Source organism: Trichormus sp. NMC-1 (genome assembly GCF_001858025.1).
Lineage (GTDB): Bacteria > Cyanobacteriota > Cyanobacteriia > Cyanobacteriales > Nostocaceae > Anabaena.
Map to the genome: position 1 here is coordinate 293,468 of NZ_LZQD01000005.1, position 14,907 is coordinate 308,374.

A 14,907-nucleotide genomic window follows, 5' to 3' on the forward strand; every position below is an offset into this window, starting at 1 on the left:
TGACAGTTAATAACTACCATTACTCAAACCTACCTATCACTGAGAAATTTCTACAGTGATATTTTTTTCTTAAAATTATTAAAAACTGCTTTCTATGGTGATTTAACCAGCCCTCTAAAGGGTTTTCATCTTACCTTCTTAGAAAACTCACATTGTGTGCTATTTATCAATATTTAGAGGGCTGGATGTAGAAACCCCATCTTCAACGAAGTAAGATGAGGTAGTTCATTATCTATTAATGCTATGAGTGAAGCGGAATTAAAATCTGCTATCGTTCGTCACCCGCTAATGGTGACAGCGGATACAACTGTTACAGAAGCGATCGCTCAAATGAGTGGTGTCAGAGGAGTTTGTTCAGTTGCCCAAACCACTGATAATCAACAGGATAAATTACAAATAGAGGCGCGTTCTAGTTGTGTCCTGGTGGTAGAAAATAATCAACTTGTAGGAATTTTCACAGAAAGGGATGTAGTCCGACTCAGCGCCCAGAAACGGGATTTGGCAAATTTAGCCATTGGTGATGTCATGAATCATCCTGTCGTCACCTTGCGCGAGTCACAGTTTACTGACCTGTTTTTTGCCATTAATCTGCTTCAACACCACCACATTCGCCATCTACCATTGCTTGATGACCAAAATCAACTGGTGGGAATGTTGACTCATGAAAGTTTGCGGCAAACATCACGCCCTGCGGACTTGTTGCAGTTGCGGTTGGTCAATGAAGTGATGACGACCAAGGTAATTTGTGCAGTTGCGGATGTTTCCATATTAGCGATCGCTTGCTTAATGGCAGAAAATCGCGTTAGTTCCGTGATGATTGTGCAAATACAGGAATTTTTAACAATTCCCATTGGCATTTTAACTGAGCGTGATATTGTCCAGTTTCAGGCTCTAAACCTAAATTTTGATACCTATACAGCAGCGGATCTGATGAGTACCCCTGTTTTCTGCGTCAATGCTGGTGAATCTCTGTTGGCTGTGCAGCAGATCATGGAACAGCGATTGATTCAGCGTTTAGCAGTGACAGGGAAAGAAGGGGAATTGTTGGGCATTATTACCCAAACCAGTATTTTACAAGTTATTAACCCCTTAGAATTATATAAAATAACGACTTACTTAGAAAAAAAAGTATCGCAACTAGAAGCAGAGAAAATAGAACTATTAGAAAATCGCAATGTTGAACTAGAACAACAAGTAGACGAGCGCACCATTGCACTCAAGAGAAAAGCAACGCAAGAACAGTTAATTACTAAAGTTGCTACTCAAATTCGCTCATCTTTAGATATAGAAGAAATTCTCAATACCACAGTTGCAGAAATCAGATTGCTGTTGCAATGCGATCGCGTAATTATTTACCAGTTCCGTCCTGACTTTAGTGGTAAAGTGATCGCCGAATCTATTGTTGCCGGTGGAATTTCCGTTCTCCATAGCGAACCCCATGATCCTTGCATTACCCCTGAATACCTTGAATCTTATCTTCAAGGGCAAATTCGGGTAATTAATGACATCTACTTGGAATCCATGACTCAATGCCATCAGGAGATGCTGATCGGGTTTGATATTCGATCTAAACTGATGATTCCCATTATTGTGGAAAATAAAATTTGGGGGTTGATGTTAACCAGTTACCACGATATTCCTCACAATTGGGAACTTGAGGAAATCGAACTGGTAAGGCAATTATCAATTCAATTAGCAATTGCTATTAAACAGGCAAATACTTACGAACAAGTCCAAATTGAACTCACGCAAAAACAACAGGCAGAATCAGCCCTCTATCAACTTAACCAAGAACTAGAAGCCAGAGTCCAGCAACGGACAGCCGAACTCTTTAACATCTCCAATCGTCTAGAATTAGCAGTCAAATCGGCGGAAATTGGCATTTGGGACTGGGATCTAGTCAATGATCATTTGATTTGGGATGACCGAATGTATGAAATCTATGGAGTCAAAGTCTCAGAATTTTCAGGTGCTGTGGACGCATGGGAAAGGGGCTTACATCCAGAGGATGCAGTACATACCCGTGAATGGTTATGGCAAGCGATTAGGGGTGAAAGAGACTTTGATCCTGAATTTAGAATAGTCTTGCCAGATGGTAAAGTCCGGATCATCCAAGCTTACGCTACTGTCCAGCGCAATTCCCAAGGGGAAGGACAACGGATAATTGGGGTGAATATTGATATTACAAACCGCAAACAAGCAGAACAAAAAATTAAGCAACAAGTAGAAAGAGAACATTTACTACTGGAGACTACCCAACGCATTCGTCAATCCCTGGATTTAGCTGCTATTTTTAATACTGCTGTTGAAGAAATCCGGCAATTAATCAATGTAGATCGAGTAGGAATTTTTAAATTCGATCCTGACAGTAATTTTAATGATGGTGAATTTGTCTCAGAATCTGTACTTGGTGGTTTTAAATCAGCCCTAGAAATTAAAATTCATGACCACTATTTTGGTGAAGAATATGCTATCTACTATCAACAAGGGAGAATACAAGTAGTAGATGATATTGACAATGCCGGATTTTTAAAATGTCATCATGATGTTTTGGCGCAATTTCAGATTCGCGCTAATTTAGTTGTGCCATTAATACAGGGAGACCTTTTATGGGGTTTGTTGTGTATTCATCAATGTTCTGCACCCCGTCACTGGGAAACTTTTGAAATTGAACTTGTCCAACAAATAGCTGAACAATTAGCGATCGCTATTCAACAATCCGATCTATTTTATAAATTACGAATATCCTTAGAAAAAGAAAAAGAACTCAGTCAAATGCGATCGCGCTTCATTAGTATGGCATCCCATGAGTTTCGCACACCTTTAGCCATTGTTTCCTCATCTACAGACATTTTACAAAATTATAGCGATCGCCTCAGTCCAAAAAGAAAAGAAGAACACCTAGAGATTATTCAAAAAAGCATCAAGCATACAGTCCAACTTCTAGATGATGTTCTGATGATCAACCGCGCTGAAGCTGAGAAAATGGAATTTAAACCAGAAGTGCTAGATATAATTGGCTTTTGTCGTCATCTCAAAAATCAAATAGAAACTATTAGCAGCAAACATACAATAGAATTTTCTGTTAATACCAGCGAGCCAACATTAAATGATATTTTAGTTGTGCAGTTTGACCCAAAACTAATTCGCCAAATTCTCACAAATCTTCTCAGCAATGCTATGAAATATTCTCCTGAAAATAGTTTAGTTGATTTCAGATTGAATATCGAAAATAACCAACTAATCTTTAAAATTCAAGATTCTGGTATTGGTATTCCTGAAAAAGATCGAATTAATTTATTTGAATCATTTTATCGCGCTTCTAACGTTGGTAGTATTTCTGGTACAGGATTGGGTTTAGCTATAGTCAAAAAATGTGTTGATCAACATCAAGGTGAAATTACATTAGATACCGAAATAAGAAAGGGAACAACATTTACAGTTAGGATTCCTTTGTCAAAATAAGTAATGGGACAGAATTAATTACACAATTGGTTTTTCTATTCCCTGTTCCCTGTTCCCTGCTCTAATAATTTACTGAGGAAGCACAATTCTCATAATAGTTTGCTTTTCATAGATACTCTCAATGGAAAACACTCCTCCATGCAGTTCTACCAATCTTTTAGCAATTAATAATCCTAAACCAGAACCTTGTTGTTCATACATTTTACGTTCAAACTGGACATAAGCCCCAACATTATTAATTTGCTCCTGAGTCATACCACGTCCGTGGTCAATTACATACAAATTAAAGGCATTATTATTACTATTTCCGACAATCTTCACTGGTGTATTAGGCAGGGAAAATTTAAAGGCATTCTCAATTATTTCTTCAGCAATTTTAGCTATTTTTGCAGGAGATATTTTTACTATATCGTCTGATATATCAATATTTAAATCAGCTTCTCTATCAGCTTTTTTGGCAATATTTAAAGCCGCATTTTCAACTATTGATCTGACAAAAGTTTTAACTCCATTATTTCTCAGTGCTGCTACTTTTTCCGGTTTAGATGCTAATAACTCCAAGCTTGCATACATGAGAAAATTTTCAGTTAATCTATGTAAACGTTGACCAGCTTTATTAATATGTTGTAGCATTTCTAATATTTCTGCCTGGTCAAGTTGTCCATATTCTTCAATCAATAATTCTGTCATTCCCATAATATGATTGAGAGGAGTATTAATTTCATGGGGTAATGCATGAGTAATAGAACTACGTAAATCATCCATTTTTTCCTGAGTTTTTTGCTCAAATATTGCTTTTTTACTGAGTCTAGTAATAATCGCTTGCAATAATTGAGTAGAATTAAAAGGCTTCGTTAAATAATCATCAGCACCAAGTTCCATCCCTTTACGTAAATCTGACCACTCTGATTTAGCAGTTAAGAAAATTACAGGAATTGTTGCAGTTTCACTATGTTGACGCAGTTGAGTTAATACACCATAGCCATCTAACTCAGGCATCATTAAATCGCAAATTATCAAATCAGGATGTTTATGTTTAGCCAAATCTAAACCCTGTAACCCATTTTCTGCAACTAATGTATCAAAATCTGACAGGTGCAATATCTGCTGAATATTGTTTCTGATTTGAACTTCATCTTCAATAATTAAAATAGTTTTCATTTTTCCTTATTTCCCTGATATGAAAAAGTGCTTTTGTAGACTTTTATTTATTGAGCCAGTAGAAAAACTTTCAAATCTTCTATTGGTAAAGGACGACTGAAAAAATATCCTTGAATAACATCACAATTATTTTGTTTCAACCAATTTACCTCTTCATTGGTTTCTACACCTTCAGCAACAATATCAACCTTCAACGTATTTGCTAACTGAATGATACTTTTGAGAATAGATTCTTTACTTTCAATTTTATCAACATTGCTAATAAAATAGCGATCTATTTTCAAAGGGTTAATACTTGACGTTTTTCAAATCGCGTAGAAATAGCTCTAATCAGTTCATCCGCTTTAAATGGCTTGATTAAATAGTCATCTGCACCTAGTTCCATTCCTTGACGCAGATCATTATTTTCCGCTTTTGCAGTCAGAAAAATGAAGGGAATGTCCGCAGTTAATGGTTTTTGACGTAATACTTCAATCAAGCCATAACCATCTAAATTTGGCATCATCACATCACAAATAATCATATCCGGCTGATGTTTTTCCGCCATATCTAACCCTTCTAACCCATCTTCTGCCGTAATGGTAGCAAAACCCTCCAGATCAAGAATTTGCTGAATGTTCTTCCTAATTTGTGGCTCGTCTTCAATAATTAAAATCGTATTCATATAGTTGTGTATCTTATGAAGTAGTTAACCCTGGTACTAAAATTAGCATAAATTGTTAATCCTTTCAGTATCCTTAAAATATTGATACTGAAAATAAAAAATCCAATTTCACCGCAAAACTCAAAATATTTGTGTTACCCTACTATAGTTGTCTAAAATCCGCACATCCAGGAATTCGGGTGTTTCTTAAATTATCAGAAATGCACCTGGGTGGAGGTTTAACCCGAATAGGAGTAAAAAAAATGTGCCAGTAGTTTCATTGGCTCAAATGATGGAGTCAGCTGATCCATTCGTGAGGGGTTAAAAATATTTTCCATCAGCACTCGCATCATTACACTGACTGGACTGGCTTCTACAAAAGCATCAAATAGGGGAGACAGCATAAACCTTGAATTGTGGTTTTCATCTTACCTTCTTAGAAAACTCACATTTTGTCCTATTTGTCAATATTTAGAGGTCTGGGTGATTTAACCTAACTTGAATGCTATTTTTAACTGGATTTAGTTATTTAATCAAGCGGGTGGCGGGAATCGAACCCGCATTATTAGCTTGGAAGGCTAAAGTTTTACCACTAAACTACACCCGCGAATCTCTGTCTATGTAAAGATAACATAGATTTGGAAAAAATACAAGTATTTATGCAATACCTTGTCCCAATCGAAAAAAGTCGTGATTTGTAGGTTGGGTTGTGGAATGTGAACATATCCCTGCGGGACACTGCGTGAACACGAAGCAATAGGATGAAACCCAACAAATGCGTCGGGTTGCGCTGTCGCTTAACCCAACCTACAAACAATGGACAAGGTATTGTTATGGAGAATTAATTGGCCCAATCCTAATCCGCATATACAAATTACTCAAATCTGGTTTTGAGCCATCTTCGTTATGGGCGGCAAGAAAGCTTTCTTGCTTAAAAATATCATTAAGTGCTTGCTCATAGATGCTTTTTTCACTGCTGAGTGTCGTCGGTTCGATTTCTAAAACTACAGCTTGTTGAAATTTGCCATTGTTATCAATTACTAAACTAACTAGTAAATTTGCTGACTTTATTTCAGAATCACTAGGGAAAAAACTAGCGTCTAATTGCTTACTGCTACTACCTTGATATTCTGCCAGAACATCAGGTAAAGCATCTTGAATTAATCGTCTTTCTTGTATTAATTGATTAACTTCATCTTTCAGTATCGGAGAAACATTCGCTAGTAAACCCCCTCTCGTGGGAGTTTGTGAAGTTTCCTCTGTGGGAGTTGGGGAAGGTTCTTCTGTTGGGGTTGGGGAAGGTTCTTCTGTTGGGGTTGGGGAATCTGAGGGAATATCTTTTGGGAGTAGGGTTCCCTGTCCCAGTTTTACTTCTTGACGACGATTCCAGGGAAGATCATCTAATGGAATTCTCTGTGAAAGTGTTTCTGTTGGTGTAGGAGTTTCTGTTGGTGTAGGAGTTTCTGTTGGTGTAGGAGTTTCTGTCGGTGTTGGGGTTTCTGTCGGTGTAGGAGTTTCTGTCGGTGTAGGAGTTTCTGTCGGTTTCGAGTCTACCCGTTGCGGAACTGGCTGATTATTAACTTTAGAGTTCTCAGTTTGAGACTCCTGTGGAGGATTAAAATCAGAACTTATAGCGCCATTATCTTGATTTTCAGGAGTAGTTGGCGTGGTTTCTGGTGTTGTTTCTGGTAAAGATGCTGTAACGGAGCTTTGAGTTGAAGAGGAAAATTTTGGTGTAACTGTTTTAGCGATAAATTTGGGTTTGGCTGTTGATTCTTCTTGAGGCGAAATATCTATGAAATCAACAGGAATGTTAGCTTGACTAGAGTGGGGAATCCAAGGTCTAAACTCATCAGATGAGCCTAATAACCAAAAAACCAGCAAGTGGAGCGAAATTGAACTTATAAATACACTAACCCACAAAAAAGGCGGATCAGTATGTCTTCTCCCGGTTTGCAAAGGAATCAAAGATTTATCTGTAACTGGTGGCATCATATTCAACTCAAAACTGGATATGATTTTATGATTGAGTGCTTTAACTAATTGCTCATCCTTAATTCATCATCCAGTCTGAAATTTAGTCATTAGCTGGGAAACTTTCTGGTTGTGGTGTAACTACGAATGTGAGAACTGTTTCATCTATTCCTTTAAGTTCCAACGGACTACCTTTAGTAATTTCTTCTTCTTGTAAATAATCGGCAACAGCTGCCGATACCAAAATAGTACCTGGAACAGCAGCAGCCTGCAACCTAGCAGCAATATTCACACTGGGACCAATTGCTGTGTAATCAGCACGTTGTTCACTACCAAACATCCCGACAACTGCTGTACCTTGGTGAATACCACAACGAAACTGCACGCCATTACGCCCGTCAGTCTCGAATATACCTTGTTCTCGCCAGCGCTTGTTTAAATTAATGAGGGCGTTTTGCATTCCTCTGGCTGTACCGATAGCACGACGTACCTGTTCATTTGGTGTGAGTTCTTCGGGCGCTCCATATAAAGCTAATATGGCATCTCCCATGAATTTATCTACAGTACCGCCATTGTTAAAAACAACTTTGGTCATAATTTCTAGATATTCATTGAGTACTTCTGCGACTTTGCGGGATCTGAGAGTATTTGATAATTGGGTGAAACCAACAATGTCACTAAACAAAACTGTAACTAAACGTGGTTCCGGTCGCAAATCTAGGGACAAATTGCCAGATGCGGCTTTCTGCACTAATGCAGATGGCAAAAAGCGCTTGAGTACTGATTCTGTCAGGTAGGTGTTTAACTCCAAGACGCGTTTTTCATTTTCCTTCAGAGCTAAAAGATTCTTCGCTCCTGCTAAAAGTTCCCGGTCATTGAATGGTTTAGCTAAATAGGCATCAGCACCATTTTCTGTGCCTTCAATGCGAGTTTCTTCATCAACCTTTGCTGTGAGCAGAATGATGGGTATACCACGCATATTATCATCGCCTCTGATCATCTGAATCATTTCTAGCCCCGTGACCAAGGGCATCATTAAGTCTGTGATGATTAAGCCGGGATGAAGTTCTTGTGCTATGTTATACCCTTCATAACCGTTACGAGCAGTAGCTACTTGATAGCCATTTTGGCGGAGAATGGTGGATACATAAGAGCGCATATCTGGGTTGTCGTCTACAACCAAGATTAATTGATCAGTTTTGGATTGGGCGGGAAGTTGTCTGTTGGAGTTTAAAATTCCTGGACTAGATGATAAATCTCTGGTAATAAATTCTAGATTATCTTCCGTCGATTCTACTGGTTCTATATCAGCTAGTTCTACACTGGCGCGGCTGGTATTCAGTTCACCGGGGATGTGTAGTACTTGTTCTGGGGGTAAGTGATCTGCACCAGTCAATAGCCGTAAGGTAAATTGAGTACCTTGCCCATAGACTGATTGTACTTTAACTCGACCGCCGTGTAGTTCTACCAATTCTTTGACTAGAGACAAACCTAATCCACTACCTTCATAGCTGCGGTTTTCTGAGCCTTCTGCTTGACGGAAGCGCTCAAATAGGTGGGGAATTTGTTCGGGAAGAATGCCGATTCCTGTATCTTGGATTTGCACTATGCAGGCATTTCCTTCATTGTATAGTCTGACCCTGATTGTGCCTCCCTCAGGAGTAAATTTCATGGCATTTGACAAGAGGTTGTAGAGTACTTTGTCAAATTTTTCCAGATCCAAGTAGACTAGGGGACATTCTAGTAAATCGGTAATGACTTGCAGTCCTTTTTTCTCGCAATAGAGACGAAATGATTCGACAATTTGGTTGACAAATTCGATCATATCGCAAGGGCGGAAACTAGGCTGCATTCTGCCAGCATCTAGGCGTTGTAAGTCTAGTAGTTGATTTACCAATCGCAGCAGACGACGAGAATTGCGGAGAGCGATCGCACTTTGGGCGTGGGATAACCCTTCACCGGATGCTACTGCTGACTCTAATGGTCCTTGAATCAAGGTGATGGGAGTCCGAAATTCATGGGAAATATTTTGAAAAAATTCCGTTTTTTGTCTATCTAGTTGTATGAGGCGTTCTGCTTGTTCACGAGTTTTTTGGTACAAGCGTGACTGTTGGACTGCGATCGCTGCTTGGGCTGCTACTGATTTAGATAATTCAATTTCTGATAGCAGCCACTTGCGAACTTTGTGACCTTCTCGCAGGGTGATACTACCAATACATTGACCATCAATTATCAGGGGAACCACCATCAGCGATCGCGGTCGCATTTTCAAAGGTAAATCAAAGGCTTGGACATCTGAGGAAGAGTGAGTTATATCAGTAATTACCACAGGTTCCTGTGTCCGCAATATTTCTTGCAAAATCGGATTCTTCCGAATTGGCGCTTGGGAACTGGGTAAGTGTTGAGTAACGGTGCGATGATTGCTGTTGAAGTTATTTTTTCTTAAATTGTTGAAATCTTCAGTACTGTCATACAAGCCTACACATTGCACAAATTCATCTTCTTCTGTCCACAGCGACAGCACACAACCATCTACATTTAACGCTTGTCCTAATTGTTGAGTAATAGCTGCAAATATATCTTGTGGATCTAAGCTAGAACGAATTGCTCTCGTAATTGTATTAATTAAAGCTTCTCTTTTTGCTAAAGCATCAACCTGTTCATAAGCATAAGCTTGAGACAAGGCCAAGGCTGCCTGATCTGCTACAACTGAAACGAGTTGCACCTCGTCATCTCCCCAGGTACGGGATTGATAACACTTATGTAGAGTCAACACTGCTCTGAGTTCTTGTTGACAAATCAGCGGTACAACTAAGCTAGAGCAGATTTTAGCATTTGTAAACGCCGCTGCGCGATCGCGATCATTTTGGATCCGCTCATCACCAGCCACATTATAAATCACCTGTACTTCCCTGGTTTCCCAGACTGTTTGAGCCAAAAGTGACTCAGGGGTGGAGGGCAAAAATTCTTCTATCTCCCCATCTTCCAATCCGCCCTCTTCTTCGTCATCACTGGCTGTTTTTTGATAAATAAATCCTTCAGCCGCCAACTGCTCATCTTGGAAGGGACGTAAAAGACAAACATCCACCTCTAACATATGCCCCACTGTATCGACTATCGTTTGCAAAATTTGCCTATAGTCCAGGGCGCTACGAATCGTATTAGTAACTGTATTTAGTAGCGATTCTCGCCGCAGTGTGCGAGTGAGTTCGCGGGTTCTGGTCTTGAGAACATTATGTGTATCCAAAGCTTGGCGGACCACAGCTTTGAGTTCTTCTGCTTCCCAAGGTTTAGTAACATATTTAAATACTTTGCCAGAGTTAATAGCTTCCACCAAGTCTTCGACATCAGTGTAGCCAGTTAAAATAATTCGGATAATATCTGGATATTGAGTTGCTGTCAGACTCAGAAATTCTGTACCGCTCATCATCGGCATCCGCTGATCTGAGATGATTACTGATATGTCTCCCTCTCTTGCCAGCAGTTCCAGTGCCGCAGGCCCAGAGTTAGCCCTCAGCACCTGATACTCGCGATAGAAGCTGCGGTAAAGCAAGTCTAGGTTGTCCGGCTCATCATCGACAACCAAAATTTTCGGCTTACTGTTTGCTTGTGATGTCATGCACCGCTTTCCTGCTGCATCGGCAGTCGGATAAAGAATAATCTGATCAGATAGAGATATTTCTGAATCAGGTAAGGTTTGAACATTTCGACCTAGAGACGATTGAGCTATATGACTGCTAGATATAGAACTTTTCCCTCACGGTAATTGTACTTACTAGCTAGTAATGATTGTTTTTAACTAATGGCACAGTGCAGTTAATTTCATAGTTATTTTCCCTTGATCTAGTTGATTTTTACTCACCAAATCTTCTCTTATCTCTTGTAATAACCTTTTTAGGCTCCATACAACGCTCCTAGATAGAGCCAACATAGCCATGAAGTTGTATATTAAGTTTTTCCATGCCAGCAGTTGTACTAACACTGATAAGCCAATTTTATTTATGGTAGTCATGGTAGAGTCATGAATATTACAATATTCTTATTTCCAAGCCAAGTATACAATTAAACAAGTAATAATTTCCAATTTAGCCATCAGAACTAATAACGTAAGTTGCTAGTTAAGGAAAAGGTGACTTTTTACAAGAAGATAAGAGAGTTTAATCTAGAATTTGACTTTTTTCCCAAATCGTTACCCATTACCAACCTACACTAGATGACTGGCCAATTGGGTTAATACTAAGACAGGTAGTTTGGATAGGTTTTGCTACGCTTGTTGGTACTCACCCTAGCCAGACCACCGTAAACTAGTTGTTTAATAAACATACCACTCATCTTTATATTCTCAAATCAAAGATATACATGGATGTAAATAAACCTACTCAACCAGGTAGATTGATGAAACTAAAACTTCTGGCTTCTTTGAGGAGCGCAGCTTACAGAACCATAAAAAAAGTTTTACATTTTGTATGATTGCCGATCAATACGGAATTTGTCATCTGATGCCGAGTTGCTTTTGCCCGCAAATCACTCAGGTGTCTGAAAATGCACAGTCAATCTATCCTCAACTAGCTTTTCCATCCTGGTTTTTTCCCCCACATCCTCAACAGTCAGTCACAGAAGTTCCTATCCCAACTTCCCGGAAACTTCAAATCCGTGCAGCTACATCTGATGATTTGACTAGTATCGCCCAAATCATTGCGGAAAGCTTTCACTCCCAAACAGGTTTCTGGGGCTGGGCTTTTCCCTTATTACGTTTGGGTATTTACGAAGACTTAAGAAATCGTTTAGCCTCAATATCACCTCATCACGTTTGTTTAGTCGCTGTTGACACAAGTATGGCGAGTACTGATAAAATATTGGGAACTGTAGAACTGGGAGTGCGTTTTAGTGATTCTTGGGCAAATGCTCACAAGTGTTTTCCTTACTTATCCAATTTAGCTGTCAACCCACAATACCGTAGGCATGGCGTGGCTTCCAGCTTATTGACTAGCTGTGAACAAGTGTGCCAAGAATGGGGATTTAAAGATTTATATCTCCACGTATTGGAAAATAACCATCAAGCTAGGCAACTTTATTTCAAGCTGGGATATCGTCGGGTACATAAAATAGAATCTCATTGGAATACCTTTTTCCTCAACCCCTCACGGCAGATTTTCTTGCATAAACACCTAAATAGAACTTGAATAGGAGCAGGAGATGAGTTATTTTTTGACAAATAGATAAATTTATGGGCTAATTTACGGCTGTTTTATGTATCAGCCTGAAAATTAATTTTCAAAAGTCAAGAAACATGATACTCAGAAATTTTAGAAATGTTAATATCTAGGAAGACTCTGCTATAACTCAACTCCTAAGAACCTGTTGTGACAGTTAAACACGGGAGGATATGTCACTATGCATATAAATATCAGGTTTTTATGGAAAACATCGGCAAAACGGGCAGTTAGATAGAATTGGTGTAGTTTTGATCAATTCAGCAGATTGCAGATCAATGAGGTACAGAATCTAAATTGAAACCTAGACACATTCGCCTGTTGTACTCCTGACTCCTGAATTCTTCTGTATTGTGGATTTTTTTAGCTGGCTATTTTCAATAGAGTAAAAGTATATAACACAGATAACCCATAGCTGAAAAGTTTTTGGAATCCTCATACTAAATTAGCATTGAAGATTTCATCTTTATAAAAACTTTAAGAAAAGACTCGTACAGTTGAAGACAAATGCAGCTAAATCCCATAAAATGTGATTAACAATTGCCAAACAACGCTGATTTAGTTGGCAATGAAGCTAAATTTTCCCAAAAAAATCGTGAGAATATAAAGCCAGTCAGAAAAATTGATTTAACTAAACGGATAATTATTTGGATATCTAAAAGTGCATAGCCTTAACACCGTCGTAGAAAATTTAAGAAAACATGGATAGCGAACAACGCCGACGCTATCAGGCCGCTATGGTATCAACTTCTGGCGCTGAAACTGGTTTCGTGGATAAGCTGACCATGGGAGATGGAATTGAGCGTTGGCAATGCCCCCCGTCGGCATCGCAAAGATCTGACATTCTTGCGGCGCTGCATAGCGGAAAAGTTTTCATAGTTAATAGTCGAAGACGGAATGGGTTAATAGTCTTTAAAGGCTACCATGCAGAGTTCGCTGGGCCAGGAGCAATAGTAGGTGGGGATTATGATCAAGATTGCCAATGTGTACTACCTATCGGCAATCTGTCGTTATTAACGCCTGAATCTCATGAAGATCGTCAGAAAGCTTACTTGATTAGGCGACAATGGATTCGCTTGATTAAACAAATTACAGAAAACTCAGCTTCTGGGGAGCGAGTCCAAAAAATTATTGATCAATTTGAACAGTATTTTCCACCAGAAATAGTTGCTGATCTGCCGGATGCGGCCTTTGCTATGTTAGTAGGTGTGCTGCCGCAAACGGTGGCGATAGTTCGTCGTTTGGGCAGTGATGGAGATGGCTATTTTGGTTACGAATAGTTAATCCAGAGTTGCTAAAGCCGTTTGTAATCGGTTTAAGGTATGAGTGTTTTCTGTGGGTGTTCCTACAGTAATTCGCAATCCCCCAGGAAGTAATCTGACAAGAGTTCCTTGATTTCTGAGTGTTTGGTGAAGACTTTTTAAAGTAGTATCTGCTGGGTGAGAAGCATTTGGTTGAAGACGCAGGTAAATAAAGTTAGTATCGCTGGCTGTAATCTCTAATAAGGGATGTGGGGATAAAGCGGTGATAAGTTTGCTGCGTTCACTGAGAGTTTCGGGAATTGACTCCAGCAAAAGTTGGCGATTTTGTAAAGCAACTAAGGCAGAAGCAATAGAAAAACTGGGAAGATTGTAGGGGAGACGGACTTTTTCTAAAATAGCGATCGCATCTGGATTCCCTACACAATAGCCCACACGCATAGCTGCTAACCGGAAAGCTTTGGAAAAAGTCCGCAGCACTACCCAATTCGGACGTTGTACTAATTCCCCAACTAAGGTAGTTTGGCTAAATTCAAAGTAAGCTTCATCAATAACTACTAAAATTTCCTCTGGTAAACTCCTTAACCATGTCAATTCAGCCGCAGTTAAACAATTGGCGGTAGGGGAATTGGGGTGAACGACGAAAACTACGCGAATGGGGGGATGTTGAGTGGCTTCAAGGGCTGATTGTGCGGCTTTTAAGTCTATTTCAAAATTGCTTTCATCTCTACCCACCGTTACCACAGAAATGCCCAGGGTTTGCGCCAAAATCGCGTACATGGAAAAAGTGGGGTTGGCAACTAAAATAGAGCCTTCTGAGCCTAAACAAGTGGCAATCAATAAAGAACGGATAAGTTCATCGGAACCATTACCGACGGAAATATTCGCAGCAGTAATAACAGAGGATGAAAGATTAGCTGACTCATTGACATATTCGGCGATCGCATCTTTGAGTGTCTCATGTCCACCATCAGGGTAACGATTGCTTTCAATCACTTGCCCAAAAGTCCATGCCAGTTTTTCTTTAATCTCCACTGGTAAATCATAAGGACTTTCATTGGTATCTAGCCGATCAAATTGGATGGCGACTGGTTCGGCTGTATCGCTGCTGGGGTGGGGTTTATAGGCAGTAAATTGGGCTAAATCTGAACGAATGAAGGGAAGCATATTAATTTTAGATTTGATTTAGATT

10 protein-coding genes and 1 tRNA gene are annotated in these 14,907 nt (G+C 39.4%); 3 read left to right on the forward strand and 8 right to left on the reverse strand.

Annotation, left to right across the window (positions count from 1 at the left end; all coding sequences use genetic code 11):
* Positions 1–243: 243 nt before the first annotated feature.
* Positions 244–3,465, forward strand: coding sequence for a GAF domain-containing protein (locus A9Y75_RS17605; RefSeq protein WP_071190830.1), 3,222 nt, complete (start codon positions 244–246; stop codon positions 3,463–3,465).
* Between the two features lie 69 nt (positions 3,466–3,534).
* Here A9Y75_RS17605 and A9Y75_RS17610 read toward each other — a convergent pair whose 3' ends face one another.
* The 7 genes from A9Y75_RS17610 to A9Y75_RS17635 all read right to left on the reverse strand — a co-directional run bounded on the left by A9Y75_RS17610 (position 3,535) and on the right by A9Y75_RS17635 (position 10,862).
* Entirely contained in the window at positions 3,535–4,626 is a 1,092-nt protein-coding gene (locus A9Y75_RS17610; RefSeq protein ID WP_071190831.1) for a response regulator, read from the reverse strand.
* Positions 4,627–4,673: 47 nt separating this feature from the next.
* A complete protein-coding gene (locus tag A9Y75_RS30415; protein ID WP_071190832.1) occupies positions 4,674–4,910 on the reverse strand; it encodes an EAL domain-containing protein in 237 nt (78 codons plus the stop codon).
* A complete protein-coding gene (locus A9Y75_RS30420; RefSeq protein WP_071190833.1) occupies positions 4,907–5,290 on the reverse strand; it encodes a response regulator in 384 nt (127 codons plus the stop codon). Before A9Y75_RS30420 ends, A9Y75_RS30415 begins: the two co-directional genes overlap by 4 nt.
* Positions 5,291–5,508: 218 nt before the next feature.
* Entirely contained in the window at positions 5,509–5,673 is a 165-nt protein-coding gene (locus A9Y75_RS28625; RefSeq protein ID WP_177176222.1) for a hypothetical protein, read from the reverse strand.
* Between the two features lie 132 nt (positions 5,674–5,805).
* Positions 5,806–5,876: transfer RNA gene (locus A9Y75_RS17625), tRNA-Gly, on the reverse strand.
* Between the two features lie 224 nt (positions 5,877–6,100).
* Positions 6,101–7,261, reverse strand: a complete 1,161-nt coding sequence (locus A9Y75_RS17630) for a hypothetical protein (RefSeq protein ID WP_071190834.1) — start codon at positions 7,259–7,261, stop codon at positions 6,101–6,103.
* Positions 7,262–7,346: 85 nt separating this feature from the next.
* Complete coding sequence (locus A9Y75_RS17635) at positions 7,347–10,862, reverse strand: response regulator (RefSeq protein WP_071190835.1); 3,516 nt, start codon at positions 10,860–10,862, stop codon at positions 7,347–7,349.
* Between the two features lie 880 nt (positions 10,863–11,742).
* On the opposite strand from A9Y75_RS17635, the gene A9Y75_RS17645 reads away from it, so the two are divergent.
* A complete protein-coding gene (locus tag A9Y75_RS17645; protein ID WP_083389657.1) occupies positions 11,743–12,426 on the forward strand; it encodes a GNAT family N-acetyltransferase in 684 nt (227 codons plus the stop codon).
* 731 nt (positions 12,427–13,157) lie between these two features.
* On the forward strand, positions 13,158–13,736 hold the full coding sequence (locus A9Y75_RS17650) for a hypothetical protein (RefSeq protein WP_071190837.1): 579 nt from the start codon (positions 13,158–13,160) through the stop codon (positions 13,734–13,736).
* Here the strand turns inward: A9Y75_RS17650 and A9Y75_RS17655 are convergent, their stop codons facing one another.
* Positions 13,737–14,882, reverse strand: a complete 1,146-nt coding sequence (locus tag A9Y75_RS17655; RefSeq protein ID WP_071190838.1) for a histidinol-phosphate transaminase — start codon at positions 14,880–14,882, stop codon at positions 13,737–13,739.
* Positions 14,883–14,907: the final 25 nt, after the last annotated feature.